Annotated in this window: 23 protein-coding genes; 9 read left to right on the top strand and 14 right to left on the bottom strand. The window is 58.2% G+C overall.

Translation table 11 applies throughout. From position 1 onward, the window contains the following. Positions 1 to 6: 6 nt before the first annotated feature. From TSACC_RS01545 to TSACC_RS01585, 9 genes are all read right to left on the bottom strand, one after another. Positions 7 to 1,920, bottom strand: coding sequence for an HAD family hydrolase (locus TSACC_RS01545; RefSeq protein WP_075077646.1), 1,914 nt, complete (start codon positions 1,918 to 1,920; stop codon positions 7 to 9). Next, the gene (locus tag TSACC_RS01550; RefSeq protein WP_075077647.1) at positions 1,917 to 3,263 is read right to left on the bottom strand and encodes an MATE family efflux transporter; all 1,347 of its coding nucleotides are present in this window, start codon (positions 3,261 to 3,263) and stop codon (positions 1,917 to 1,919) included. The genes TSACC_RS01545 and TSACC_RS01550 overlap by 4 nt, the downstream gene beginning before the upstream one ends. Beyond that, positions 3,260 to 4,186: a glycosyltransferase family 2 protein gene (locus TSACC_RS01555; RefSeq protein WP_075077648.1), complete on the bottom strand. Its 927-nt coding sequence runs from the start codon at positions 4,184 to 4,186 to the stop codon at positions 3,260 to 3,262. Before TSACC_RS01555 ends, TSACC_RS01550 begins: the two co-directional genes overlap by 4 nt. A 10-nt stretch (positions 4,187 to 4,196) precedes the next feature. After that, on the bottom strand, positions 4,197 to 5,072 hold the full coding sequence (locus TSACC_RS01560) for an NAD-dependent epimerase/dehydratase family protein (RefSeq protein ID WP_075077649.1): 876 nt from the start codon (positions 5,070 to 5,072) through the stop codon (positions 4,197 to 4,199). 11 nt (positions 5,073 to 5,083) lie between these two features. Then, positions 5,084 to 6,637: a lipopolysaccharide biosynthesis protein RfbH gene (gene rfbH, locus TSACC_RS01565; protein WP_075077650.1), complete on the bottom strand. Its 1,554-nt coding sequence runs from the start codon at positions 6,635 to 6,637 to the stop codon at positions 5,084 to 5,086. 9 nt (positions 6,638 to 6,646) lie between these two features. Further along, a complete protein-coding gene (gene rfbG, locus TSACC_RS01570; protein WP_075077651.1) occupies positions 6,647 to 7,750 on the bottom strand; it encodes a CDP-glucose 4,6-dehydratase in 1,104 nt (367 codons plus the stop codon). Between the two features lie 13 nt (positions 7,751 to 7,763). Continuing rightward, complete coding sequence (rfbF, locus tag TSACC_RS01575) at positions 7,764 to 8,546, bottom strand: glucose-1-phosphate cytidylyltransferase (RefSeq protein ID WP_075077652.1); 783 nt, start codon at positions 8,544 to 8,546, stop codon at positions 7,764 to 7,766. A gap of 144 nt (positions 8,547 to 8,690) precedes the next feature. Continuing rightward, positions 8,691 to 9,194 (bottom strand): GbsR/MarR family transcriptional regulator, encoded by a 504-nt coding sequence (locus TSACC_RS21580; RefSeq protein ID WP_153811198.1) that lies wholly within the window; start codon positions 9,192 to 9,194, stop codon positions 8,691 to 8,693. A 92-nt stretch (positions 9,195 to 9,286) separates the two neighbouring features. Continuing rightward, positions 9,287 to 10,492 (bottom strand): UDP-galactopyranose/dTDP-fucopyranose mutase family protein, encoded by a 1,206-nt coding sequence (locus TSACC_RS01585; protein ID WP_075077654.1) that lies wholly within the window; start codon positions 10,490 to 10,492, stop codon positions 9,287 to 9,289. Between the two features lie 625 nt (positions 10,493 to 11,117). Here TSACC_RS01585 and TSACC_RS01590 point away from each other — a divergent pair. The 4 genes from TSACC_RS01590 (at position 11,118) to TSACC_RS01605 (ending at position 16,752) form a co-directional block, all read left to right on the top strand. Next, positions 11,118 to 12,578, top strand: coding sequence for an O-antigen ligase family protein (locus tag TSACC_RS01590; RefSeq protein WP_169809501.1), 1,461 nt, complete (start codon positions 11,118 to 11,120; stop codon positions 12,576 to 12,578). Positions 12,579 to 12,619: 41 nt separating this feature from the next. Continuing rightward, positions 12,620 to 13,981: a DUF5777 family beta-barrel protein gene (locus TSACC_RS01595; RefSeq protein ID WP_075077656.1), complete on the top strand. Its 1,362-nt coding sequence runs from the start codon at positions 12,620 to 12,622 to the stop codon at positions 13,979 to 13,981. A gap of 63 nt (positions 13,982 to 14,044) precedes the next feature. Then, entirely contained in the window at positions 14,045 to 16,201 is a 2,157-nt protein-coding gene (locus TSACC_RS01600) for a GumC family protein (protein ID WP_075077657.1), read from the top strand. After that, positions 16,201 to 16,752 carry a polysaccharide biosynthesis/export family protein gene (locus TSACC_RS01605; protein ID WP_075077658.1) on the top strand — a complete coding sequence of 184 codons (552 nt, stop codon included), beginning with the start codon at positions 16,201 to 16,203 and terminating at the stop codon, positions 16,750 to 16,752. Before TSACC_RS01600 ends, TSACC_RS01605 begins: the two co-directional genes overlap by 1 nt. A 493-nt stretch (positions 16,753 to 17,245) precedes the next feature. Here TSACC_RS01605 and TSACC_RS01610 read toward each other — a convergent pair whose 3' ends face one another. The 4 genes from TSACC_RS01610 to TSACC_RS01625 all read right to left on the bottom strand — a co-directional run bounded on the left by TSACC_RS01610 (position 17,246) and on the right by TSACC_RS01625 (position 20,943). Next, positions 17,246 to 18,028: an HAD family hydrolase gene (locus tag TSACC_RS01610; protein ID WP_075080540.1), complete on the bottom strand. Its 783-nt coding sequence runs from the start codon at positions 18,026 to 18,028 to the stop codon at positions 17,246 to 17,248. 143 nt (positions 18,029 to 18,171) lie between these two features. Beyond that, on the bottom strand, positions 18,172 to 18,423 hold the full coding sequence (locus TSACC_RS01615) for a hypothetical protein (protein WP_075077659.1): 252 nt from the start codon (positions 18,421 to 18,423) through the stop codon (positions 18,172 to 18,174). Positions 18,424 to 18,442: 19 nt separating this feature from the next. Then, a complete protein-coding gene (locus tag TSACC_RS01620; protein ID WP_075077660.1) occupies positions 18,443 to 20,083 on the bottom strand; it encodes a DUF885 domain-containing protein in 1,641 nt (546 codons plus the stop codon). Positions 20,084 to 20,091: 8 nt separating this feature from the next. Next, positions 20,092 to 20,943: a hypothetical protein gene (locus tag TSACC_RS01625; RefSeq protein ID WP_075077661.1), complete on the bottom strand. Its 852-nt coding sequence runs from the start codon at positions 20,941 to 20,943 to the stop codon at positions 20,092 to 20,094. A gap of 79 nt (positions 20,944 to 21,022) precedes the next feature. Here TSACC_RS01625 and ald point away from each other — a divergent pair, with 79 nt between their 5' ends. Genes ald through bioD form a run of 5 tightly spaced genes read left to right on the top strand, consistent with a single transcriptional unit; the run spans position 21,023 to position 25,122 of the window. Further along, on the top strand, positions 21,023 to 22,129 hold the full coding sequence (ald, locus tag TSACC_RS01630; RefSeq protein WP_075077662.1) for an alanine dehydrogenase: 1,107 nt from the start codon (positions 21,023 to 21,025) through the stop codon (positions 22,127 to 22,129). Then, positions 22,126 to 23,385, top strand: a complete 1,260-nt coding sequence (locus tag TSACC_RS01635) for a glutamate-5-semialdehyde dehydrogenase (RefSeq protein WP_075077663.1) — start codon at positions 22,126 to 22,128, stop codon at positions 23,383 to 23,385. Before ald ends, TSACC_RS01635 begins: the two co-directional genes overlap by 4 nt. Beyond that, positions 23,382 to 23,654: an acylphosphatase gene (locus TSACC_RS01640; RefSeq protein ID WP_075077664.1), complete on the top strand. Its 273-nt coding sequence runs from the start codon at positions 23,382 to 23,384 to the stop codon at positions 23,652 to 23,654. The genes TSACC_RS01635 and TSACC_RS01640 overlap by 4 nt, the downstream gene beginning before the upstream one ends. Beyond that, a complete protein-coding gene (locus TSACC_RS01645; protein ID WP_075077665.1) occupies positions 23,651 to 24,502 on the top strand; it encodes an ABC transporter ATP-binding protein in 852 nt (283 codons plus the stop codon). The genes TSACC_RS01640 and TSACC_RS01645 overlap by 4 nt, the downstream gene beginning before the upstream one ends. Next, a complete protein-coding gene (gene bioD, locus TSACC_RS01650; protein ID WP_075077666.1) occupies positions 24,499 to 25,122 on the top strand; it encodes a dethiobiotin synthase in 624 nt (207 codons plus the stop codon). The genes TSACC_RS01645 and bioD overlap by 4 nt, the downstream gene beginning before the upstream one ends. Before the next feature lie 13 nt (positions 25,123 to 25,135). On the opposite strand, the gene TSACC_RS21585 is transcribed toward bioD, so the two are convergent. Further along, a complete protein-coding gene (locus tag TSACC_RS21585) occupies positions 25,136 to 25,285 on the bottom strand; it encodes a hypothetical protein (protein WP_153811199.1) in 150 nt (49 codons plus the stop codon). Between the last annotated feature and the right edge of the window lie 199 nt (positions 25,286 to 25,484).

Genomic DNA, 25,484 nt, shown 5'->3' on the forward strand with positions numbered 1-25,484 from the left:
TGAGATCTATCGGTGAAAGCGTAGGGTTTTCAAACGCCGAAGCAGGCGCAAACGTCGGAAAGTTGCGAAAAGGAAGTATTTTCCCGGCCCATTCGCGACGCGGAGTCCGCTGGGCCAGTACTCCCGTACGATACGCGTGCCGAGGCCGGCTGCAAGGATGTCTGAGACACGGATCGCCGGGAGAAAGGGGTCGGCCGTCGCGCGATTTTGCTCCGACTGGCATGGCCAGGAGGAGAGACAGCGCACGTGTGCCGGGTTGGGTCGACGAATAAAGTTCAGCAGCAGATCCACGGCATCCTCCTTCCCGATCAGGACGTTCTCTGTCTCCAGCCGCCTTGCACTGGCGACGATGGCGTCTTGCAGGGTTTTTACCCCCCAGTCCATCTGGGGGCGCCAGGACTCTGCCGGGCGGAGGACGGGATGCACAGAGCCATCCGCTTCCGAGTGGAATCCTGTCACTCCGGCGTGGTCGGCCGAGAATATCAGTTCCAGCAGTGACACCGCCTCGCGCCAGATTTCCGCATTTTCTTGGCGATGGTCGAAAAGCAGGCCGGTGGCGTCGCCCGAGCGAACGGCGGAGTTGAGGCTGAACAGCCCCAGGTAATACCCCTTGAATGAGGCATCTCCGTCCCGATCGGCGAGGATCGCCTGCAGAGACGCTTGCAGGTTACCCCCCCAGCCAATGTCCACGATGGCAGGGCACGGACCGAGTGCGAACTGGGCAAAGTATCTCTGGATCAGGTCGCGCTCCGCCTGGGCCTGCTGCAGGATCGCCTCGGCGATCTCGGGTCGGGTCAGAAATGCCCAGACAAGATCCTGCCTGGAGCCCACGAACGAGTCCTCCCTCAGGTCATGGGGCTGCAAAAAGGCAGAAAACTCCGTGGCGAGCCTGTCGCGCAGGTGCAGTCTATCGAGCACATCGATCGCCCTCAAGGTCTCGGGTTCCGCAAATAACCACTGCTTGATCCGGTCATCGATCGCGCGTACTCCCGCCAGATGGAATGCCTGCCGGGAAGCCGCCACATAGTGGCACCGGATGCCTCCATGGCGCGCCGCGAGGCTCTGGGAGAGCCGGTGAAGGATCTGCCCATCACGTGCCAGGAAGCAGAGATCGGTGACACCCTCGCGCTCCGCCGCCCGGAGGATTTCCGTATATAGCCAATACACGATGGGACCCGCGATCTCGGCGCCAAAATCCCAGACATTGCGGAGATGGGCGCTCTGGTCCGCTGGCCGGTCGCTGCGTCTGGCGAGTGCGAGGGCGCCATTGGCGCGGTACTGCGATTCTTCCCGGCTCCTGATTAGGATCACATGTTGGGATGGAGGTTCCAACAGGATGCTCCTGATGCCGAGCGCGGCAGGAGAATGGCCATCGCTGTGGGGGTTGTCGCCGACATGGGTCCAGTCCGAGTAGTGTGCCCCGCAATCATCCTTCACACGTTGAAAAAGCGTTCCTTGATGTTTCGATGCGCCGGTTTCGCACGACATCCACAGTCGATCGCCCACCTGCCAGAGTCCGCACTTTGCCAGCAACTGCTTTACAAAGTCGCCGGGCAGATACATATCGGAAAGGAACCCTCCGAACGTATTATCGGCGCGGGCTGCTTTTAGCAGGGAGGCGCCTGGAGGATGAGGACGCACATAGTCCAGCTCCAGCGCAAGCTCTTCGCTCAATATGGCAGCCATCACCTCGGCGTCGATATGCAGGAGGGCTTGCAGCTCCGAGTAGATCTCATCGAGGCGCGGGTCTCGCTCGTGCCGGAGCCTTTCGCCGGCCAGTTTCTCCGCCTCGACACGGGCTTTGGCCAGGCCGCGCACGGGATATCCGTGCGCGAGGCGCTGCTCGAGCACATCGAAAATGTGCCTGGGAGCAGCGACGGCGCGAGTAATGACCGTATCGAAGATGTCAAAAGTCGTCATGCGACCTGGGGCGAGCCTTCCGCCTTCCAATAAGCGCCGAGCGCTCGCTTCATCAGCCAGGGAGCCGCGATGAGCACGGCGAGGCTCGGGAGGAATAGTGCCAGGGCAGCGCCTTCCGCTCCCCAGGTTTTGGCAAAGACCAGTTGCAGGCCGATGATCGCAAGCGTGGACACGATGGTGGCGACGACGAAGCCGTCAGTCTTATGCGCATGCATGAAATGCGCCATCATCAGCAACGCGGTTTGTACGAGTGTCGTTGCCGCGAGAGTCACCTGGAGCGTCATGCTGCCAAAGCGATTGCCGAAATACGGAAAGAAAATCTGTAAGGTCCCGATGAGCAGGAGGTAGGCGGTCAGGCCCGCGCATGCGATCGCCGTCCCCCGGATGAATGATGATCGCCAAAGATGAAACGCGCCGTCGCGATCCCCTTGGGCGACGAGCTGCCCCAGTTTTCCCAGTCGCGTGTAGGTCCAGGAGGTGGAGATGGACGAGGCCGAGCGCACGATATTCCAGCTGATCGCAAACTGGCCCGCAGCGGCGGGGCCGCAGATTTTGAAGACGACCGGGATCGCGTAGCTCCAGTAGAAGAACGCGCAAAACGCGTTGAGCAGCATTTTGGCTTGAAAGGGCCATACCTCTGTACGCCACTTCAATCCTCCGGCAGGTTCCGCCCGGAGAGTGGAGAGGAACACCTTGCGCCACGATCTCCACAGGACAATGGTCGTGACGACAGGCCCGGCTAATGCGCCAAACCCACCTGCAGTCACTCCCGCGCCGGCGATGAGCCCGCCGGAGGTCACGGCAAACATGGTGAGCGAGCCAACCCAGCGGGCACGCATCAGCTCCTTCACGCTTTGCATCCCCTCGATGAGCGACCCAAAGGGCACCAGGAAAAGCGACAACGCCGTGCCGATGATCAGCATGATCCACGCGGGCTGCCAGGTGACGGTCGAGGTCGCGCTGAAAAACCAAAACCCGCCGCCTCCCACCAGGAGGACGAAGAGAAGAGTAACGACCGAATAAAACTTTGCCCCAAATTGCATGACCGCCGACAGCCGTCCCGCCTCCTCGGGAGCGATGACAAAAAGCCCGTTCTCCACCGCCAGCGATCCCCGGTACCGATGGGCCACGAGTTGAAGGATGTTTTGCCCCATCCCGGATTCAAAGATGACCTGAAGAGCCGCCAGCGACCCGATCGTGTAGTAGTAACCCTGCTCCTTGGGCCCAAGGTAAAGGAGTACCAGGTACGCGGAAACGGGGCCGGTAAGGGTGCGAAATGCCACGCCGAATGCCGCCCAAGAGATTGCGGCATCCAACTGGAGCCAGTGGAACAGCCGTTTCAACGTCGGAAAATGCGTTTAATGTAAGCCTTGGCCGTTCGCAACCAGAGCCGGGGGTCTTCTGCGATCTGGTGTTCTCGTTGCAATATCCCTAGTGTTGCGATTGCTTCGCGCATCGATGGAGCGAAAGTCAGCATGTCGATGACTTTGCCGCAGTAGGAATTCCGCATGCGATGTCGCCACTCTTTCAATTCGGCCTCGGAGAAGATTTGCGACGATAATGCTCGGGCATAAGCAATTTCAAAAAAGCGTATGTCCTTAACCCATGCATTAATCTTTGGATTAAAGATCGCATTTGCATCGTGAAGAACGTAGCTGGCAACATTACGTGACAGAAAGCCGACATTTGAAGTCAGGGACATCGTCAACCAAGCGAGCGAGTCTCCATGTGGAATCTCGGACTCGGAGAAAAAACCTGCAGTCTTGGCCTTCTCCGTTCTGGCGACAACAGTCATAAGATAGGCAAAATCAAAGGAACTTTTTCCCAGAGAGAGGAAAAAGTCTTTTCCTTGCATGCGTTCGGGGATATTGCGATCAAGCTCATGGATCGTTCCGGAACGGACATCCTCCATCACGATGTTTGCATGGACGAATCCTATATCCGGGTTTGTTTCTAGAAATGTGCAGGCATCTTCTAGATATGCCGTGTCGGTCAGGTAATCATCATCACTAAGAACGACGAAGTATTTGCCCTTGCAGTGGTTGAATACCGCTGTGTGGAGGTTTCCACATAAGCCAAGGTTTTCCCCATTTCTTACCCAGCGAACTCCACGGGTCTCGTAGGACTCTCGGAGATCATCTGTGTGATCCGTAGATGCGTTGTCGCAGACCAGAACCTCCCGATCTTCAATGCTCTGGGCGAGGGCCGATTCGATGGCCCTGGGAAGCAGATCACACCTGTTATAGGTGGGAATGATGATGGACAATAGAGGAGAACTACGCATTGCAATCCTCGGAGGGCAGGACTCCAGTATCTTGAAGAACGTAACGCATAACTTCATTCTTACGGTACGGTACGGCTCCCACTAAGAGCTTGCCTGAAGCATTCCAGACTTTCCACCAGTGCTCCGCGAACTCCCTCAATGTTTGAGGATTTCCCGAGCCGATATTCAGTAGGCTAGGGGGCATATAACGGATGGGATTATTGGCAATTTGTAGGAAACGTTCAGCAGCAGCTTCAACTGGCACAAAGTCGCGGACTTGTTCTCCTTTAGTCATCGGGAAATCCCTTCCGGACAAAGCGGCTTCTCGCAAAGTGGGCCAAAACTTCCCGGGGCCTTCCCCGAGTCCAAAGACATGTGCTGGTCGCAGAATTGCGACTTCAACCTTGTAATCGTGTCCAAAAGCAATTGCCGCCATGGTCGCGGCTGCTTTTGATGCCGCATACGGGCCAGTCGGTTCCAACGGGGCATCGATGGGTATATATTCGTAACGTTCCCCGCTCTTTCCATACTCGAAACATGATCCACAAATGATAAAGCGAGAGACACCCGCTGCAGCGGCGGATGCCCAGCAAAGCAGGGATTCAGTTACATTAACTCGGAAGCAGTCAACCCAGTTTGCTTGGGCTGCATCGACCCCGTGAGCGGCGAAGTGTACAAGAGTACGGGCCTCCCAGTTGGGTTGAATTTGGGGTTCTTTAAGAGAGGCTTCAAACCACGAAGCCCTTTCGGTGCCTTCTGGAATTTTTGAACAGCTAGAGCGTTTCAGCGCATGGATGACATGCCCTTTCTTAAGGGCATGTCTAATGAAACAAGACCCCAGAAATCCAGTGCCCCCCGTGACGATCAATCGCTGTTGGAAATACTGCATCGGGTTGGCAGCTAAACTCGACTTTTGACGAAATCAGAGATCACCTTGATTTCATAATCGAGTTGAGCGGAGGAAAGGCCGGGGTAGGTGCCGATAAACAGCGTTCGATTCATGATACGGTCTGAGCCAGCGAGGTCGCCGATTACCCGGAATGCCTGGGGGTTTTGCTCGCGGAGACGAACGAAGGCGGGTTGACGAACGAGGTTGCCGCCGAAGAGCATGCGGTTGCCGATTTTTTTCTCGTCGAGATGACGGGCGAGATCGGTACGGGAAAACGGAGCATTCTCACGGACGGTCATCTTGAAGCCGAACCAGGAGCAATCGGTGCGGCTGCCGGATTTGTCCCAGGAGAAATGCGTCGGGGAGCTTCCTGCTGCGTTCCAGGCGGTCGCGTGGGTGGGCAATGCAAACTGGATGTGCTCCTCAAGGTCGGCCAGGCCGGCGCGAAGGTATTGCCAGTTGTTTTTGCGAGCTTCGACAAAGGCCGGGAGCCGCTTGAGCTGCACGCGGCCGATGGCGGCCTGGGGATCGAGCGGTTTGAGATTATAACCGAGATGGGAATAGATGTACTTGTGATCGTAGCCCTCGGGGAGTTCCCCCAATTGCCATGAGAAGCGCTTATTGCAGGTATTGTCCTTCCCGGAGGGACACCAGCAGTCGCGGCCCCAGTCGCGGAAGCTCTCCGCGTAGGTCTTGAGCGCCGGGCGCCGGATGATATTGACCGCTCCGCCCTCGCCCATCGTGAGATGATGGGGCGGATAAAAGGACTGCGTGCTGATATCGCCCCATACGCCGGTAGGTGCGGTCAATACCAGCTCCTCGCTGCCGGGATATTGTTCATAACGGATGAGGGAATGGCTGCCCTCCTCGGCGATCTTGAGGAGATGGTCGAGGCCGAGGCTGCGCGCGCGGGCCACCGGCATGGAGTACAGGCAGCCGAGGGCGTCGCAGTTGTCCTCAACGAGCCAGAGGTCGTGACGGTGGCAAAACTCGAGTACGACGCCGAGATCGAACGGGTTGCCGAGAGCGTGGGCCATCATGACGGCCTTGGTCTTCCCCGGTACAAAGGCTGCCTCGAGCTGGCTGCAGTCGGCATTGCCGGTGACTGGATTGGTGTCGATAAAGACGGGTATCGCGCCATTTTGCACGATGGGTGCGACTGTCGTCGGGAATCCGGCGGCGACGGTGATGACTTCGTCGCCGGGGAGGATGCGCTTGTGGGGAGGGAGTTTGTGCGTGGTCAGCGCCGAGAAGGCGACGAGGTTTGCGGAGGAACCCGAGTTGACCAGGAGAGAGTACTTTGCTCCCAGCGTGCGCGCGAGTTCCTCCTCGAAAGCCGCGCCCTCGGAACCCAGCGTCAACCAGAAGTCGAGGGTGGAACTGACGGCGGCCTCGACTTCATCCTCGGTAAAGACGCGAGCAGCGTACGGGATGCCGCTTTGGCCAGGTACGAACTCCGGGCGCAGAGTGTCCTCCCCGGGGCGGTTGGCTTTGTGAGCGAGGAGGGAATACTCCCGGGTGAGGCGCAATATCGTGGCTTTGAGCTCTTCGGCAGAGGTGGGCATGGCGGGGCTTTAGAAGGAGGCCGTGGCTGTCTCGGCGTAATCCTGGATTTGAGAGATGGTCAGGCGCTGATAGTCCCCGGGTTCGCTTAGCGAGGAGGCATCGCGGTACCATTCAATGGTTTTGCGGACGGTGGTGGGAAAGTCCCACCGGGATTGCCAGTGCAGGATGTGGTGGGCCTTGTCGGTGGCGAGATTCAGGAGAGTGGCTTCGTGAACGGCATGTTGGTCGGATCGGTCCGACCACTCACCGGGCCAATGCCGCAGGATCTCCTGCACGAGGTCTGCCACGGTCTTGTTGGAGCTCAGCGGCGGTCCAAAGTTAAAGGCCGAGGCATATCGGGAAAAGGAGGCGTCATTTTTCGGCGTCTGGTACAGCCGGGCTCCGAGGGTGAGATAGCCGGAGAGAGGCTCCAGCACGTGTTGCCAGGGGCGGGTGGAGATTTTGTTCCGGACGGGAATGATCTCTCCGCGGGCCAGGGCGCGAATGGAATCGGGAACGATGCGGTCATCGGCCCAGTCGCCTCCGCCGATGACATTGCCAGCTCTCGCCGAGGCAAGTTTCACGGGATTCTCCACATGGGAGAAAAAGGAGCGCCGATAGGCGGCTATGACGATCTCGGCGGCTCCTTTGGACGCGCTATAGGGATCGTGGCCGCCGACAGGGTCTTCCTCGCGGTAGCTATGGACCCATTCCTTGTTTTCATAGCACTTGTCTGTGGTGATGGAGACGACTGCGCAGTTCTTTTCCATCTGGCGGGCAGCGTCGAGTACGTGAGCGGTCCCCATGATGTTGGTGCTCAATGTCTCGACCGGCTCGCGATAGGAGAGGCGTACCAGGGGCTGGGCGGCGAGGTGAAAGATAAAATCGGGCTGGGAGGTCGCGACGACCTGCGAGACGAAGTCGCGATCACGGATATCTCCCAGGCGATGCTCGATATCGGCATCGAGACGGAGCTGGTTGAAGAGAGAGGGTGATGTCGGAGGAGGCAGGGCTGCGCCGGTCACCTTCGCGCCGAGAGTCAGCAGCCATTGAGTGAGCCATGCGCCCTTGAACCCCGTATGACCAGTGACGAGGACTCGCTTCCCCTTGTAGATATCGAATGCGGTGTTCACAAAGCGTGACGAGTCACCAGACTTTCCAGGGGGCTTTGGCGGTTTCCCAAAGGTTGTTTAGTAGCGTGAACTCCATAAAGGTGTCCATTGGCTGCCAGAATCCTTCGTGCCGATATGCATGAAGCTGCCCGTCGGTGGTCAATTTTTTCATCGGGGCCTGCTCCAGCATCACGCTGGGGTCGTCGGGCAGGTAATCGAAGAGGCGGCGGCTGCACGCCATGTATCCGCCATTGATATAGCCACCTTCCGCCTGGGGTTTTTCGTTGAAACCGGAGACGGTGGAGTCGCTGGTAATGCCGAGCTCTCCGAATCGTCCCGGCGGATGGACGGCCGTAAGAGTGCAGACCTTCCCGGCCCGGTGATGTGTTTCGATCAATCGCGGGATGTCGACGTTGCCGACGCCATCGCCATACGTCAGAAGGAATGTTTCGTCATTACCCAGATACCTTTCAATGAGACGGATGCGATATGCCGTCATGGAATTTTCGCCCGTGTCGCAGAGGGTGACCTTCCAGTCCTCCTCCTCGTGACGATTGTGGAACTGTATCGAGGACTCTCTGCCCAGGCAGAGCGTGGTATCGCATGTGTGCCAGAGATAGTTGCGGAAGTAGTCCTTGATCATTTCGCCCTTATATCCCAGACAAAGGATGAACTCTTTATACCCGTAATGGGCATAGGTCTTCATGATGTGCCACAGGATCGGGCGATTACCGATGGGAACCATCGGCTTGGGACGGTATTCCGTTTCTTCCCGCAAGCGCGTGCCTTTTCCTCCGCAGAGAATCACTACTTTCATATCGAGTCAGGGGTGCCAGGGTTTATGGGCATCGGCGGAGTAGCTGCCTGATGGCATGCTGCCGCCCTTGGTCGTTTCTCGAGGAAAAAACCAAATGGAAATGCCGAAGATGGGGTGTTTCTCCGCATGGGCGGAGGGGATGCTCTAGGTGCCTTGGAGCAGCCGTTGAACAAAGGGGAGGACGGAAGCGCCGCGTTTGTGCCACTGGGTGATCCTTTGCAGCCGGACCTGGGCCTCGGATTTTCGAGGTTCGGGCAATTGAGCAACCATATCTTCCATCTGAGCAAGGCGTTCATTGCCCGCAGTCAGTCGTGGGATCACCCGGCTTTGGAGGAAGCCCGCTATCAGGGGCTTGAGTTCCATGCGGGCTTGGTAGGTGTGAGTGCGGCTACGCTCCTCTTTGGTGCGCCGAATGGCTCCCAGATGCTCGAGTTGGCGCAAACCCTGGCTGGCTGTTCCTTTACTAACTCCGAGGCGTGCAACGATTTCCTCCATGGAAAGGGGGATCGGCGACCAGAAGAGCAGCCCATAGATGGTTCCCAGGGAGCGAGGATTTCCGAATAGGTCGGCCAGTTCCTCGAACAAAAAGATGAACTCGCGTTCAAGCGCGGCTTCGGACTGAGCTGGGGGAGTCGCAGGCGTGCTCACCAGAGGAAACTTACTCAGGCCCTTTGAAAATTCAATTCAAAATGAACTGTTTTTCTGAATCGGGTCGGAGAGCCAAAATGCGTTGCTCTTGGCTAGGAGATTTCGTCGTTGGGAAAGACTGGTGGTGTCGTGCCCGATCTGGCGGCGAGAAGGAAACGCTCGCTGAAATCCAAGGCTTCACCGATTACGGTCTCCATGTCCATATACCGGTAGGTTGCGAGACGGCCAAGGAAAGAGACATTGGTCAGGGCCTCCGCGAGCGAGCGGTATTTTGCGAGGAGGCGTTTATCGGCCGCCAGCCGTTTAGGATAGTACGGTGTGTCGAGAGGACCGGTTTCCTTGCTGAACTCGCGGAAAACAACAGTTCTCTCGTGACTTTCCCAAGGGGTGAAGTGTTTGTGCTCATGCATCCGGGTCCATGGGATGGCAGGGTCGGGGTAGTTGAGTACAGCTGCGCCCTGGTAGTCGCCCTCGGCATCGATTTTCTCAAACTCGATCGTCCGGTAGCCGAGCCGTCCCTCGCTGTATTGGAAGAATGCATCGATGGGACCCGTGTAGAAATAATGGTCGTACTTTGGCGAGGCCAGTTCGGAGGGATCAAACCTCGTCTGGAGATGCACTTTAATGGCGGGGTGATCGAGGATCCCCTGGACGATGTCGGAGTAGCCATTCTCGGGGATGCCCTGGTACTCTTTATCGTAGTAATTGTCGTCGTAATTGAACCGCACCGGGAGACGTTTGAGGACGGCGGCGGGAAGCTCTCGGGGCTCGCAGCCCCATTGCTTTTTGGTATATCCGTAGAAGAAAGCCTCATACAGCTCCCGCCCAAGCATCTTGAGGGCCTGCTCCTCAAAGTTTGCCGGTTCCGAGATGGATGGATCTCCCAGTTTAGCGACAAACTCCCGAGCCTCGGTCGGGCTGAAGGTTTTCTGGAAGAACAGATTGATGGTAAGGAGGTTAATAGGGAGAGGGAAGACCCCATCCGAGGTAACCGCTTTTACACGGTTGATGAAAGGTCGCATCACGCCGAAGCGGTTGACATAATCCCATACCCGGCGGCTGTTGGTGTTGAAAATATGCGGGCCGTAGTGATGGACCATCACGCCAGAGGTCTCATCGCGCGATGTATGGCAGTTGCCAGCGATGTGATCGCGCGTGTCGATGACGTCGATAGTGCAAGGAAGCTCCTCGGCAAGTTGGCGGGCAGTGACTGCCCCGGAGAAGCCTGCGCCAATCACCAGGAATCTATGTGACCGAGGGGAGTTGTTCGAAAGCTCTTCGATGCGAGGCTGGTTCATAGATGAGAGATGTCCGAAAAGAGGAGCAGCATCCGTCATTGGCGGCTAGGTAAAAATGGGCATGGTCAAAAAGCTGCCATATGCATGCGGCGCCGGTCGGGAGGATCTGGCGACTTGAGAGGCGCAAACGACTTGGGGATTCCAACTGGAGCGATTTCTGCCTAACCGTGATGTTTCCATGCGGGTGTTTGTTGCCATTTTGTGTGCGCTGGCCATTTGTGTCGGTCAGTATTTTACGGGGAGTGGCATGCGTCCCGTGCTGGCATTTCCAAGTTATGCGATCCTCGCGATTGCCGGCTTGCTGAGCCTGCCAAAGATTTGGAATCGATCTTTTGTCCTGCCTCGGTGGGAGTGTTCTCTTTTCGCAGGGGGATTCATTCTTTGGCTGCTTTTGCGTCAGAGCGCTCCGGATGGGACGTGGATGGCTGGGGGATTTTTCCGACTCACATTGGCCTGCGCGGTGATGTATTTGATCGTTGGGGGATCGATGAATACTCCTGGAAGCCGAGTGATCTTCCTTTCGATCCTGATGGTGGATGGCGTCATCCAGGCCGCCATCGGATTTGCCCAGTTCGGAGGGCTGCTGGGAAGATGCCCTCAAGGATGGGTCTCCGAGTTTCATCGGATGTATCTGGATAGTCCTCTCGCTTTGCCCGGACAGATCATGCGGCGGGCGCACGGGCTATATCAGAACCCCAATCATCTCGCATGGTTTCTGAATGCAATCGGCCTGTTTGCGATTTCCCTTGCTTGCCTGGGGCGAGGCAGGGCGTGGCAAAAGGTGATCTTTGCATACGCTGGCATTGTTTGTCTGGTAGGCGGATTGCTTTGCCTAAGCCGCGGCGGGGTTATCGCCTTGATTGCGGGCTCGATATGTTTAGTCGGACTCGCCATCACGGCGCTGGTTGCCAGTGGAAGCGGGCGTCGGTGGGCTGTTTCTTCCCTACTGATAGCTGCCATCGTCATCCCGGCCACAATTGTGATCGTCTTTGCCAGTCAATCCGTAACCTTCCAGGCGAGGGCGACCCAACTGCTGTCCGATGACTACCGGTCGAGACTTTCGCTGACCTCGTTACGCCATTTGCAGGTATCTCCATTGTTCGGGACAGGAGCCGGGACTTACATCGACTACAGTCGGTTATATCGCGATGGCTCCACCGAGCGGGATGATTACCAGGCTCATAACGATTGGTTGCAGATTTCCGGAGAGTACGGGTTTGTGGCGCTGTTTTTATTCCTGTTCGCTGTGGCGCTGCACATGCGCTCCGGTTGGATCGGATATCTCTCCGCTCTCCGGACACGTCTGGCGTTGGGGAGTTTACCACAGAGTAATTCATCTGCGGTTTTGATGGGGGCGCTATCTGGGGCCACGATGTTTGGAGTACACTCCCTGTTTGATTTCAACCTGCAGGTCGCTTCGAATGCACTATTGGCGGCCGCAGTGGCTGGAATGTTGGCTGGGCAGCCTCAGTCTGGCGGGGAGGGGCGGCAGCCCACCTCTTCACGGATTGGCCGGTACCTCTACGGAGGCGCCCTTGGGGCTGTCTCACTCGGGTTGATTTTGTCTCTTTGGAGCTCGCGTAGTGAGGTGTGGACCTTGATCGCGGAAAATGGCGTGATCGATGGCAATTTGGGCAGCGCAAGCTTGAGTGCGGAAAAAGCACTCTCCATCGGACCCAAAAACGCATGGACCCAGTTTGTTGCCGGAGGTGTGGCTTCCGCCAATGCCGAGAGTCTCAAAGGGGCGGGTCGACAAGAGGAGGTGGCGCTGTCTCGGGAGCGGTTTCTCGAGGCTGCACGGCTGGCTGAGACAGAGCGAGTGTTTCATACCTCGCTTGTGTACGTGGCTTTGGGCAGTGGAGATCTGGACTTGGCCGAAAAGGAGGCTGTCGATGTCATTCGCAGAGATCCCTTGCGGCCCGTCGGGTGGGAGCAGTTGGGCGTGATAGCCCAACAAAAAGGCGATATGCCTTCCGCCCTGCGTTATTACGGGATAGCATCGAGCTTGACCGGGACATCCCTCGACAGGGAAAAATTGAAGGAGCTTCAGGACCGGGTGCGGGCTCGGGCGCTGGAGGCGAGGTAAGAAATGTTTGCGTAACTGGAAAGTTGCGCTACAACGCCCGCATGGTTTCAAAAAATGCTGCTCCCCGACTCGCAGCGCTGGCCGTGCTTGGGTATGCGCTCGGCTTTGTTGCGTCTCCTGCGCGTGCTCAGGTGAGTTTTTACAGTGCTCCGCCACCGGCTGATTTTGGCGGTGGGCTGGGCAATCCTACGACTATCCCGACTTCCTTGAGCGAGGCGGAGGCTCCTGCGCCGGATGAGAATGCGACTGGCTCCGCTGCTCCTTCCGGAGGTTCATCGGATGGGAAATCCTCTCTTGGGACCGGGCTTTTCTCCAAACTGCCGATTGATTTCACCTTTGCGGTCCGTGAAGGCTTCGATGACAACTTGTTCACTACGAAGAACAATACGGATAGCAGTTTCTACACAAACTGGGCTGCTGGAGCATATTACACATTTGGTACGCCTCGCTTGCAGCTGCAGACGAGCCTGGGTGGCGGCATCACGTACTACTACACCCGCCCGGGTGACAAGGTCGACTTTAACGGGAACTACAGCCTGAGCGCGGTGTATCTTGCGACTCCTCGCCTCACGCTGTCGATCAACTCGACGACAGCTTATCTCTCCCAGCCCGACACCAATATCGTCGGTGGTACGAACCGTCAGGATGGCGACTACATGTATTCCAATACGGTGCTCACGGGCTCGTATCAGTGGAGCCAGAAATTCTCAACGGTCACCAGCTACAATTTCAATGTTATCTACTACATGGATAGCAACTTGAACCAGAATCAGGGCCGCATTGAGCAGACAATCGGGCAATCGGCTCGCTGGTTGCTCCTGCCCAAGACCACGGTGGTGGCGGAGTATCGAGCCAATCCGGTGACCTACTTTGACGCGGATCTCAATGTTTTTAACAATTTCTTCCTCGTTGGTTTTGATCAGGTCTTCAACCCGCGTTTCACGTGGTCTGCCCGTGGCGGTATGCAGGTTGGCTTTGACCAGAATCCTGATGATGGCGACTCGGTTTACGTTGGGCCTTACGGAGAGAGCACGCTGACTTATCAGTTTGGTCGCTCTTCGTCGATTTCCTGGATGATGCGCTATGGCACGGAGGCCTCGGGCTTGAATAACGTGACTCAGCGCCAGACGTTCCGCACAGGTTTGAGTCTTGCCCATGCTTTCACTCGTCGCATCTCGATGACGTTGGGGGTCAATTATCAGGCGAACTACTACGACCAAAACAACGTGATCTCTTCCTACTACGAAAATGTTTTCGACGTCGCGGTGGGGGCATCCTATCAGATCAATCGGCACTGGTCGCTCTCGACTGGATATCAGTTCACCGCTGACGTCGCGCCGCAGGCCGAGTACCGGGAATATACGCGCAATGTCGTATACATCGGGGCGAATCTGGCATTTTAGTTGCCTCGCCAATTGATTTTCCCCTGTCAGGCTGTAGCATAGCCTTCACCCCTTTCTGCCCAAATGAGTTTAGAGTCACCGGACAGCGGCGAAATCAAGCTGCATTTCCTTGATTATTGGAGAGTTATCCGTGTCCGGTTGCCTCTGATTATCCTCGTGTTGCTGCTGGTGGTTATCACCGCAGGCGTGGTCACCTATTTCATGCCGAAGCAGTATGCTTCGACTGTCACCATGCAGATCCGGCAGAATGACAAGGTTCTGCAGGTGTTTGGCCAGGGCGGGGTGCAAGGGCTTGATCCTCGCTTTTTGGCGACGCAGTTCGAAATCATCCAGCGGAAAGAGATTCTGTATCCTGTGATCGACGCCTTGGGGCTTGATCGGAAGTGGGGCATGCCCAGTCGCGAGCAGGCTTATTTTCGGCTGGTTCGGATGATCAACATCCAGGAAATCCGCAACACCGAGCTGATCCATATCACGGTGTTCAGCACGGATAACAAGGAGGCGATGGAGATCGCCAACCGCATTGCCGAGGAGTACCAGAAGCGGCGTCTTTCCGAGGAGAACGAGTTCCTTGGCAAGTCTCTCGCCCAGTTGCAGCAGGAGGTGGAGAAGCAGCAGGCCATCGTAACAAAGCTTCAGGAAACGATGACCAGGATTCGTCAGGAGACTGGCATTCAGGATTTGAATCCCGACACGGCAGATGGCGGTACCCAGGCGGAAAATTCCATCCTCTTGCAGGTGGAGCAGCAGGTCAGCCAAGAAAGTCTGCGCGTCGCTGCCCTCCGTGCAAAATACGATCAGGTTTCCAAGATGACGGATGAGCAGATCATGCGGTCTCTCACCACCTTGGAGATCGAGGATCCAACGATTACGCAATTGTATCCCCAGTTTCAGGAGGCGGCTTCGGAAGAAGCGCGCATGCTGAATGCGGGGTTGGGGGCTAATCACCCCAACGTGAAGGCGCTTCGAGCGAAGAAGGAGGTCATGCAGCGGCAACTTGCCGAGCAGACCGCTATTTTGCGCAAGACTCTCGAAACAAATCTGGCGATTGCCGAGCAGGGCCTCAAGAGTCTTCAGGACAAGCTCGATAAAGTGCGTTCCGACTGGCAGACCTCCAAAACCAGTTCGATCGGGTACTACGAGGCAAAAAACAACTGGCTCCAAGCCAGAAAGGTGCTCGAGGCAGCCCAGACTCGTCTGGCGACGGAAAAGATGGAGCAAACCATCCCTCAAAGCCCGACAACGATCTGGGAATCTGCGGAGATCTCCCTCGTGCCAGCCAAGCCCAATGTCGTCCTGAACATGGTTCTGGGTGTCATCGTGGGCTTGGTGTTCGGCGTCGGTCTGGCCTTCTTCATCGAGTATCTCGACACCAGCGTGAAGACGATGGAGGACGTGGAGTCCTTCCTGAAGGTACCTGTGCTCGCGGTTATTCCCAAGGGGATCTCCCTGCTGGTCAATGAGGCCAAGGATAACGCAGATGCCGAGGCGTACCGAATCCTGCGCACGAATATCGAGTTTAACCGAAAGAATCCCGACGCAAATACCATCACGATGATCAGCGGTGGGGCGGGAGAGGGCAAGAGCACGACCATGTCGAACCTCGCCAGCATTTTTGCCTCGGGTGGCTACAGTACGCTGATTGTCGACGCGGACTTGCGGCGCCCGTCGCAGCATCGCATTTTTGGCGTCGAGAACGAGGTCGGCCTGACCGACTTTCTCACCACGGATGTGCATCTCGAGGAGGTGGTCAACCAGACCAAGATCGACAATCTCTTCCTCATGACGAGTGGCCGCCTGCCCGCAGACGCGGTAGGTATCTTGAACTCGCAGCGTATGGTGGACCTCATCGAAGAGGTGAAGCATCGCTTTGATATCGTGTTTTTCGATTCGCCGCCCATCCTCGGTGTGAGTGATGCCTCGGTGCTTTCCAGCGCGGTGGATCTCACAATCATCGTCGTGCAGCACCGTCGCTTCCCGCGAGCGATGCTTCAACGTGTCAAACAGGCGGTTCTCAACGTCGGAGGAAATATCCTCGGAGTGGTGCTCAACAACGTCGATGTGCGGCACGACCAGCACTACCAGTACTACACGAGCTACTATAACTACTACTACCAGAAGCCCCAGCAGCAGAAGGCCGACAAGAAACCGGCCAAGAAGGCTCCGGTTTCTGCCGTGCAGCAACTCAATGGAGAGAAGGACCAGGAGGATACGTACTGATGAAGGCTTGGATTCTTTTGGCGATCGCCTTCGTGGCGGTCCAGGTCGGCTTCGCTCAGGATGTGGCTCTCCGCGAAGGTGATCAGGTCGAAATTCGTCTCGGCGGGGTGCCAGCGGATGAGATATCCCAAGTCTCCGGGAGCTATCAGGTCGATGGAAAGGGTTACGTCAACATGCCCCATATCGGCTTGGTAAAGGCGGCAGGGTTGACGCAGAGCCAGTTGCAGGAATCCATCGAGGCGACGTACAAGAGCCAGCAGATTTACACGAATCCGACGATCACGGTGAATGTTCCGACGACGGCGCGCTTCGTGAATGTCGGCGGTGATGTGAAGGCTCCTCGCCGTGTGGAGTATACGCCGGATCTCACCGTGCTCGGTGCGATCAATGCCGCTGGTGGATTCACGGAGTACGCGGACCAGACCAAGGTGCGGCTTCTACGAGGCGGCCAGGTCACAATCATTAACGTGAAGGAAGTGCGGCGCGATCCGACGAAGGATCTGAAGCTCCGCCCGGGCGACACGATCGAGGTTCCTCAGAGCTTCTGGTGATAAAGTATCGGGGGCTGTCCTGATGAGGACTCCTTCCGGGCGAGAATAGCCTGTTTCTTGCTCCTGGAGCGCTATCGGGACAGTGGGAGTCCGTTCATTTCTGGCAGTCCTCGGGGTAAGCGGTGACTTTGCTCGTCATGTGCCAACGCAACCTCCTTGGCTTGTGGGTCCAGGTCGGCTTCTTGAAACCCATGACCTGCTCTGGTCTGATTGGGGCACCATAGAGGTGGCGCTTACATTGGCGGCATGAGTGGCCGAGAGGTGGGCTGGAGCGAGCATTGGCTATTGCCGCTTACTTGTTCCTCTCGGGCTCCATATGGAGCACCTCAAGCCCCACCTGGCCAAGAACGCTCGCAGAGACGTGCGGATGCTGCTCGGTTTGCGATTTTGCACCGTGCATTTTCGCGACCGCGTACTTTTGCAGGTCAGCTTCCCTTTTCCAGGCATGGCTTGTGCCATGACCGGGGAACTTTGGGAGGAAGCGTGACGAGTTTTACTTCAGAGCCTCAAGGATGGCCGGAATCTCGGAGAGAGATTCGATCGTGTAGTCGGGAATGGCGCTATCGGGTTCCTCGCTGCCTTTGACTTTGATCCAGATCGATTTCACGCCGGCGTTGTTTGCTCCGGCGATGTCGCGTTCGAGCGAATTGCCGACCATCACAGCTTCCGAGGCCTGGACGCCAAGCTCCGAGAGCAGGCGGTGGAAGATTTCCGGCTTGGGTTTGCCGATTCCGTGCTCGCCGCTTACGGCGATGGCTTGGAAATGGTTGCCGAGTCCGCTGGCGGCGATTTTTTCGCGCTGCAGATCGGGAGCGCCATTGGTGAGCATGGCGAGTTTGTAGTTTGGAGTCAGGCGGGCGAGTGTTTCCCGGGCCTCCGGCATGAGGCGCTGGAGGAGGCGGCGTTCCTTTGCGAAGGTCTTCGCGAGATCGGCCGCGCCTTCCGGGTCTTCGATCAACTGCTCGCGCAAGGCGGCGTCAAATACCTGCTCCCGGTAGGTGTGTGCCCAATTGCGGAGGGCAGTGAGTTCCTCGCTGTCGCCCTCAAATTTTCCCCAGAGACACTCAAAGGCGCTGATGCCGATCGCCTTGCAATATGACTGGCAAGGGCCGGCAGCCCAGAGAGAACGCGCATGGCGCATGGCATCCCGTTGGAAGCTGGCAGCATCGGCTCCATGCCCGGTGGAGGCGGCGCGAGCAGTGGCGGCGAAGGCTTCAGAGGAGACGGCTTCATCCACTACGAGTGTGTCGTCGAGGTCGAAGAGAAGGGCTTTCATGAGGTGCAGAGAAACGAGTTGAGATGGACGCTGAGGCCATGCATGGCGCTTGGCCGTGCCTTTCGTGGCCGAGAGTGACAAAAAGTGCAAGCCCGACAAGCGGCATTCCGCGCCGGGCTTTTATTGAAGCCGGAAGCGCCGGGCTATTTTTTGTCGAAGCGGAAAAGGAAGATCGCGATTTTGTGTGCCTTGGAAATGAGGGCGGAGGCCAGGATGAGGATGATCGCCGAGGCGAAGGCGCCTTGCACCAGAGTGAGGTTCAGCGGCTGTTTGGGGCTGGAGTAGATCGCAATACCCAGTGTGGCCGTGGAGGTAATGAACGTCGCCAGATAGGTGGCAAGGAAGTAAAGGCCGAGGATGCGGATCAGGAGGACGGTCCAGTCGTGCTTGGTCATGTATATAAACGCAGGGGTGCTAGATGCCTTGATCGTGGACACGGCCGATCCACGACCATGGGATAGCGCCGTGGCTGAGAATCCAGTCGTTGAATTGCTTGAGTGTCCAGCCCTCGCCGCCAACGAAGCGGCGATAGAGTTTCTCAACCTCGATGCGGCCGAGGAGATAGCTCATGGGCACGGTGGGAGAGCTGGTGTACCAGTTCACGTCGCCAGCAGCGCGGGCACGGGTAAAGTGGACGCCGTCCATGAGCATCTTGCAGGCTGCGTCGTAGCTCAGGGAGCCATCGTGGAGGCCACAGTCGATCACGATACGGTGGGCGCGCCAGAGGGCGTCGTGGATCTGGAGTAGTCGCGCGACCGGAGTTTTCACCAGCTTGCGCTCGACGGCCATACTTTCGCACCACATCGTCCATCCTTCATAAAAGATGGAATGCGCCGACTGGCGGCGGATCTTGCTGGCGAGGCGGTTTTGGACGGCGAACTGAAGGTGATGGCCGGGATAGCCTTCATGGACGCTGGTAAGCTCCAGGCCGAAGTGTTGCTTGATCTCCGCTTGTTTGCGGGCGGGACTCTTCTCCAGCAGGCTCAGGTCGTTGACCCAGAAAATGCCCTGCTGCTTTTTGGAAAACGGCGGCGGCGCATTGTAGGCGGCGGTTGGGAAATGGTGACGCAGGAAGGCTGGCGTGGGGAGAACTTTGAGTGTCTCGCCATGTGGGAGGCTGACAATGTCGAGCGAGCGGAGCTGGTCCTTCAGCGAACTGGTGACCTCCTTGTATTCCTCAAGAAGGGGGCGCTCCGGGAGCCAGCCGCGGGCTGCGGCCTCGATGGCTTCCTGGGCGCTGCGGCGTCCGTATTTGGCGGCCTCCTGCTCAAGAAGAAGCTCCATATGAGCGACGAGCCGCTCGCCATTGGCGCGGGCCTCGGGCAGGGACAAATCCATGCCGAGGCGCTCGCGAATAAGGTACTCGAAATTTGCCCGCCCGATGGCGTAGCCCCGGGACTCGCCTTGTTTGCGACGACCGATGGTCGAGGCGTAATCGCCGAAGGCCTTGCATGCCGAAGAGATCAGGCGGCGGGTTCTGGCAGGGTTCTGGGACTGGAGGGCGAGCGTTTCCTCGATCTCGCCGAGGAAGCTCACAGCACCCTCGCAGGCCTTTTGGGCGAGCTGCGTCCAGAGCGGGACTGGTTTGTTGAGGCACCGGGCGCCAGCGTCGAGAAAATCGGGGATGGCGGCGAGGCGGGACTCGATGGCGGGAAGGATCGCGGCCACCTTGTCCGCGTAGCGAACCAGCAGGTCGAAAATGGCGTCCACGGCCGTGTCGCAATGCACCTGTGGGTTATTGCGCCAGCGCTCGAGGTCGCGGGACTCGAGGAGTTCCGTGCGCAGCATGGATACAAACGCCCGTCGATCGAGCCAGTCATCACCATGGAATGCGGCCTCGGGGAGAGCCTCGACAGCGTTGAGAGTTTTCTCCGCCAGCTTGATCTGGGCCTTGTGGGTCGCGACGTCGTTGGCTCCCAGTTGATCATTGAACTTTTCCAGCCCAAGGCGGCTGGCCGCGTGCGGAAACCGCTGATAGGTCTCGGCGAAGTAGGCTTCCGAGATGGCCCGGAAGTTTCGGACGTGCGCGATGTCGACGGCGTGAAGGAACTTCATAGAAAGGATCAGGGCGCGGCTTTTTTCACGATGCGACCTTCGTCATCCACGGGGCCGAGGGCGATGGCTTCCATCTGATCGGCGAGTGTGCGCATCTGTTTGACCTCTGCTTCGGTCGGCGGCTGACCGCCCTTGCTGGCGGCGAGGTCGCGCAGTTCGGTAAGCTTCGCGATGAGGGTGGAGACAAATTCAGTCTTTTTCAGGCGGGGATGGAGCGTATTGAGGCGGTCCAGATAGTAATCCATGACCTCCGAGCGGCCGAGGATACGGGCGCGGTCGGGATTGTAATTTCTGGCGCAGCTGTTCGCGGCGAGTTGGAAGCCCCGGAGCCAGCCGCCGAGACTGATCATGTGGGCCATCTGCTCGTCCCGCAGATCGAGCATCGACTGCTCCACATCGCTCTGGGTGCGGACAAGTTCCTCGCGCATGCCCTGCCAGTCGCCTTTTCTGCTGTACTCGAGGAGGCTCTTGCTGCGCTTGGTCATGCCCTCGCCGATGCCGAGAGCTCGGGCCTGGCGGATGAGGGCGCGACCGATGTCCTGCACATCGTCGGAACGCTCTGCGATGGTGAGCATGAAACCATCGGCCACGAGCGCGCCAAAGTGCAGCGAAGTCTGGAGCCGATTGTCGAAGAGGGCATCGCGGTTGTTTTGAGCGATGATGTCCAGGGGAGGCTGGAAGCTGCCGAGATCCTTGAGGATGCCAGCGATCGACGGCGTGGTGATATCGTTTACGCCGAGTTCATCGCGCATGTACTCGTCGGAGGCAGCCTGCAATTCCTTGTCCGTCGGTTCCTGGGCAAAGAGAAGACCGACGCTGCAGGCAAGGCTAAGAGCGAGAGCGCATTGGCGCGAAACCATACGGTTACCGGGTAATATCTGATTTTGGACCCAAGGCAAAGAACTTGTCGCTTTAGGTTTTCAGGGAGATAATCACTACGTGATTATCGGGGTTCCCAAAGAGATCAAGGAACAGGAATTCCGCGTCGCGCTGGTGCCTTCCGGCGCGTACCAACTGGTGAAACGCGGACATAGGGTCGTGGTGGAAACCAACGCGGGAGCTGGCATCGGCTACCAGGATGCCGATTACCGACAGGCAGGCGCCGAGATCGTGGCGACGCACGAGGAGGTCTTTGCCCGAGCCGACCTGATCGTAAAGGTCAAGGAACCCTTGCCGTCTGAGTACGGACTGTTGCGCAAGGGGCAGACCCTTTTTACCTATCTGCATCTCGCTGCGAGCAAGCCGCTTACGGAAGCGCTTCTGGCCACCGAAGCGACCTGTATCGCCTACGAGACGGTCGAGGTAAACCGTCGCCTGCCGCTGCTCGAACCCATGAGCGAAATCGCCGGGCGCATGTCTGTGCTGGTTGGCGGATATTTTCTCGCCAAGCACAATGACGGCAAGGGAGTGCTTCTCGGCGGTGTCCCCGGTGTACTGCCGGGCAAGGTGGTCGTGATCGGCGGCGGGACGAGTGGCGTAAATGCTGCCCGCATGGCGACCGGCCTCGGCGCCGATGTGACGATCCTCGAGGTCGATCTCGAGCGCATGCGGTTCCTCGACATCACGATGGGGCCGGCGCACACCCTGTTTTCCAGTGAGGCGAGCCTGATCGAGTTGCTGCCTACGGTGGATCTCCTCATTGGCGCGGTCCTCGTGCCGGGGGCGCGGGCTCCCAAGCTGATTACTCGCGAAATGCTCCGCATGATGAAACCCGGCAGCGTGCTCGTGGACATCGCCATAGACCAGGGCGGTTGTGTGGAGACGTCACGCCCGACGACGCACCATGACCCGACCTTCATTGAGGAGGGGGTGGTGCATTATTGCGTGGCCAACATGCCCGGAGCCTATGCCCGCACGGCCACCCAGGCCCTGACGAATGCAACGTACCGGTATATCGAGACACTGGCGGAATTTAGCCTCGCTGAAGCGGTGAACCGCCAGCCGGGCCTGCTGCATGGCATCGAGATCCAGGATGGAAAGCTCACGTGCAAAGCGGTGGCGGAGGCGCACGGGATCGCGTATGATCCCGTCTCTCTTACCCAATGACATTGCAGGATCAGATAACGGAAATCGGGCGCAAGGCTCGCGCAGCCTCCCGTGAACTCGCCAAGCTCTCCGCCGACGCCAAGAACGCCGCGCTGAGAGGAATCGCCGATGCCTTGGTCGAGCGCGCCCCAGCCATTATCGAGGCCAACGCGAGCGATCTGGAGCGAGCCGAGAAGAACGGCCTGAGCAAGGCCATGCTCGACCGCCTGCGCCTCAGCAAGGAACGCATCACCGCGATGGCGGAGGGCATCCGCAGCGTGGCGGAACTGGATGATCCTGTCGGAAAGACGATTGACCGATGGACCCGGCCCAACGGGCTGCAAATCAATAAAGTGCGTACTCCCATCGGAGTGATCGGGATCATTTACGAATCCCGTCCCAACGTGACGAGCGACGCCGCGGTGCTCTGCCTGAAGACGGGCAATGCCGTGATCCTGCGCGGAGGCTCCGAGGCGATCAACTCCAACCTCGCCATTGCCGAGGCCATGCAGGCGGGCGGCAGCGCCCATGGTCTGCCCGCGGATGCCGTGCAACTCATTCCCACCACGGACCGAGATGCGGTGCGCCTCATGGCGGAGATGGATCGCTACATCGATCTCATCGTGCCCCGGGGAGGTCATCAGCTCATTGAGACGGTCGTGAGCCATGCCCGTATGCCGGTGATCAAGCACTACCATGGCGTCTGCCATGTGTATGTCGACCAGGATGCCGACCTCGACATGGCGACCGAGATCACGATCAACGGCAAGGTTCAGCGCCCCGGTGTGTGCAATGCCGTCGAGACGCTGCTGGTTCACCGCGCGGTGGCTCAACTGTTTCTCGAAAAAGCCGGCGCGGAACTCATCGCCAAAGGCGTGGAGATTCGCGGCGACGAGGCGACTCGAGCCATCCTGAACGGCAAATCCCAGCCTGCGACCGAGGAGGACTGGACGGCGGAGTACCTCGATCTGATTATTTCCGTGAAGGTTGTCGACGATCTCGCCGAGGCCATCGAACACATCGAAAAATACGGCTCGCACCACAGCGACGCCATCGTGACGGCTGATACGGCTGCCGCTGAGCAGTTCCTCAACGAGGTGGATTCGGCCACGGTATATTGGAATGCCTCGACGCGATTCACCGATGGCGGGGAGTTCGGTTTTGGAGCCGAGATCGGCATCAGTACCGACAAACTCCATGCTCGCGGTCCGATGGGTCTCGACGAACTGACCACCTACAAATACGTGATCCGCGGCGACGGGCAGATTCGCAAATGAACGCGACGCGAGTTTTTTACGAGGGCCGCGTGCAAGGCGTCGGGTTCCGTTGGACCGCGCGGAAAATCGCGCAAGGCTACGACGTCACCGGCCTCGTGCGGAACCTTCCAGACGGTCGGGTCGAATTGCAGGTGAGCGGAGACGATGAGGAAGTGAATGCCTTTTTGACCGACATCCGCGATAGTGTCCTGTCGGGGCACATCACGACGGAACAACGCGAAAAAATCGCCCTGCCCAACGCATTTAAAGGATTCCAGATCATCTCATGAGCACCCCCGCCGTACGAATCACCGGCCTCACCAAGTTGTATCCCGTCCATCTTCGCCGACAGAAGGTCGTCGCGGTGAAGGACTTGAATCTCGATGTGCCTGAGGGACAGGTATACGGGCTGCTGGGTCCCAATGGTTCCGGCAAAAGTACGACGCTGAAGATCCTGCTCGGCCTCGTCACGGCGACTCACGGCAAGACGGAGATTTTCGGCGAGGATAGCCGCGATTATCACAGCCACCGGGATGTCGGCTTCCTGCCGGAGAACCCATATTTTTACAAATTCCTGACTGCCGAGGAGACGATTCGCTTTTACGGCAAGATCTGCGGGTTGGGAGGCAAGGCGTTGACCAGCAAGATCGGCGAGTTGTTGGAACTCGTCGGTCTCGAGGATGCGCGCCATCGCCGGGTCGGAGGATTTTCGAAGGGCATGCTTCAGCGCATCGGCCTCGCCCAGGCGCTCGTGCAGGACCCGCGGCTCCTCGTCCTCGACGAACCCACCGCGGGTGTCGATCCTCTGGGTTCCCGGCAGATCCGGGACCTCATCCTGGAAATGAAACGGCGAGGCAAGACGGTCCTCCTCACCTCCCATCTCCTGGAGCAGGTGCAGGAAGTTTGCGACCGGGTCGGAATCATGTCGAGAGGAGTGATGCTGCGCGAGGGAAGCCTCACGGACCTCATCACGGTGGGCGGTCAGACCGAGTACCTGGTCGAGAACGCGCCCGATGGTTTGCAGGACAAAATCGCCCGCCTCGTCGCGGAATCCGGTGCAAAGCTGGTGGAAACCCGCAAACCGCAGCGCACTTTGGAAAAAGTTTTCCTCGAGGCCATCGAGAACGCTCAGAAGTGAACTACTTCATCACCGGCACGGATACCGGCGTCGGCAAAACTTATGTTACGGCCCTGCTCACTCGAGCGTTGCGTTCGGCGGGGTTGGATACCGTGGCGCTGAAACCGATCAGCTGCGGTGATCGTGAGGATGCAGAGTCTCTGCGCAATGCGATCGGAGGGGAGTTGCCCCTCGATGCCATCAACCCACTCTGGTTCGATGCTCCCGCTGCGCCCCTGGTGGCGGCTCGCGAGGAAGGGCGAACCATTGAGAGGGCGAATCTCCGAGATTGGTACACCGCTCTCCGACAGAGCCGGAAATCGTTGCTGGTCGAGGGGGTCGGCGGTTGGCTGGTCCCCGTGGCGGAGGGACTCGGAGGTGCGGAGTTTGCGGCGATCTTTGATTTGCCGGTGGTGATTGTGGTGGCCAACCGGTTGGGATGCATCAATCACACGCTTCTCACCATCGAGAGCGTCCGAACCCGTGGGTTCACGTGTGCGGGACTGATCATCAACCACCTGCATCCCCCAGAGACGATTTCCGAACGCACGAACGCCGCTCTCCTGCGGGAACTGACCGATGTGCCGGTGCTTTTCGAGATTCAGCCCGGTCAGCGGACACTGAATCTCGCGGTGGCTTGAGAGGTCAGGGGACCTAATTGTTCTGGCTGTTGATCCACTCGCCGATCTGGCGATCGGTATTCACAGCACCCTGCCAGGGATCGAATTTTCTCCCTTGGGGAGTGGCCACACATCCCGCCAGTACAAAGACAACCATCACAAGCAGGGCAAATCGGAGGAGCATAGACCTCATAGACGATATCCAACCACGGAACCTTGGGCAAGTTTCCGCCAAAGATTGCGCTGTTTCCCGCGAGATACGGGATGGTAAACAGCGAGCGTTCGTCGATGCAGGTCCCATTCGGACGGGGTCATCATTGGATTCACCGATGGCTGTGGTGGGGATTTGGCGGGATCGGGACACCTTCTTCCTTGACGGAGTG

It is taken from the genome of Terrimicrobium sacchariphilum, from assembly GCF_001613545.1.
GTDB classification, from domain to species: Bacteria; Verrucomicrobiota; Verrucomicrobiia; order Chthoniobacterales; family Terrimicrobiaceae; genus Terrimicrobium; species Terrimicrobium sacchariphilum.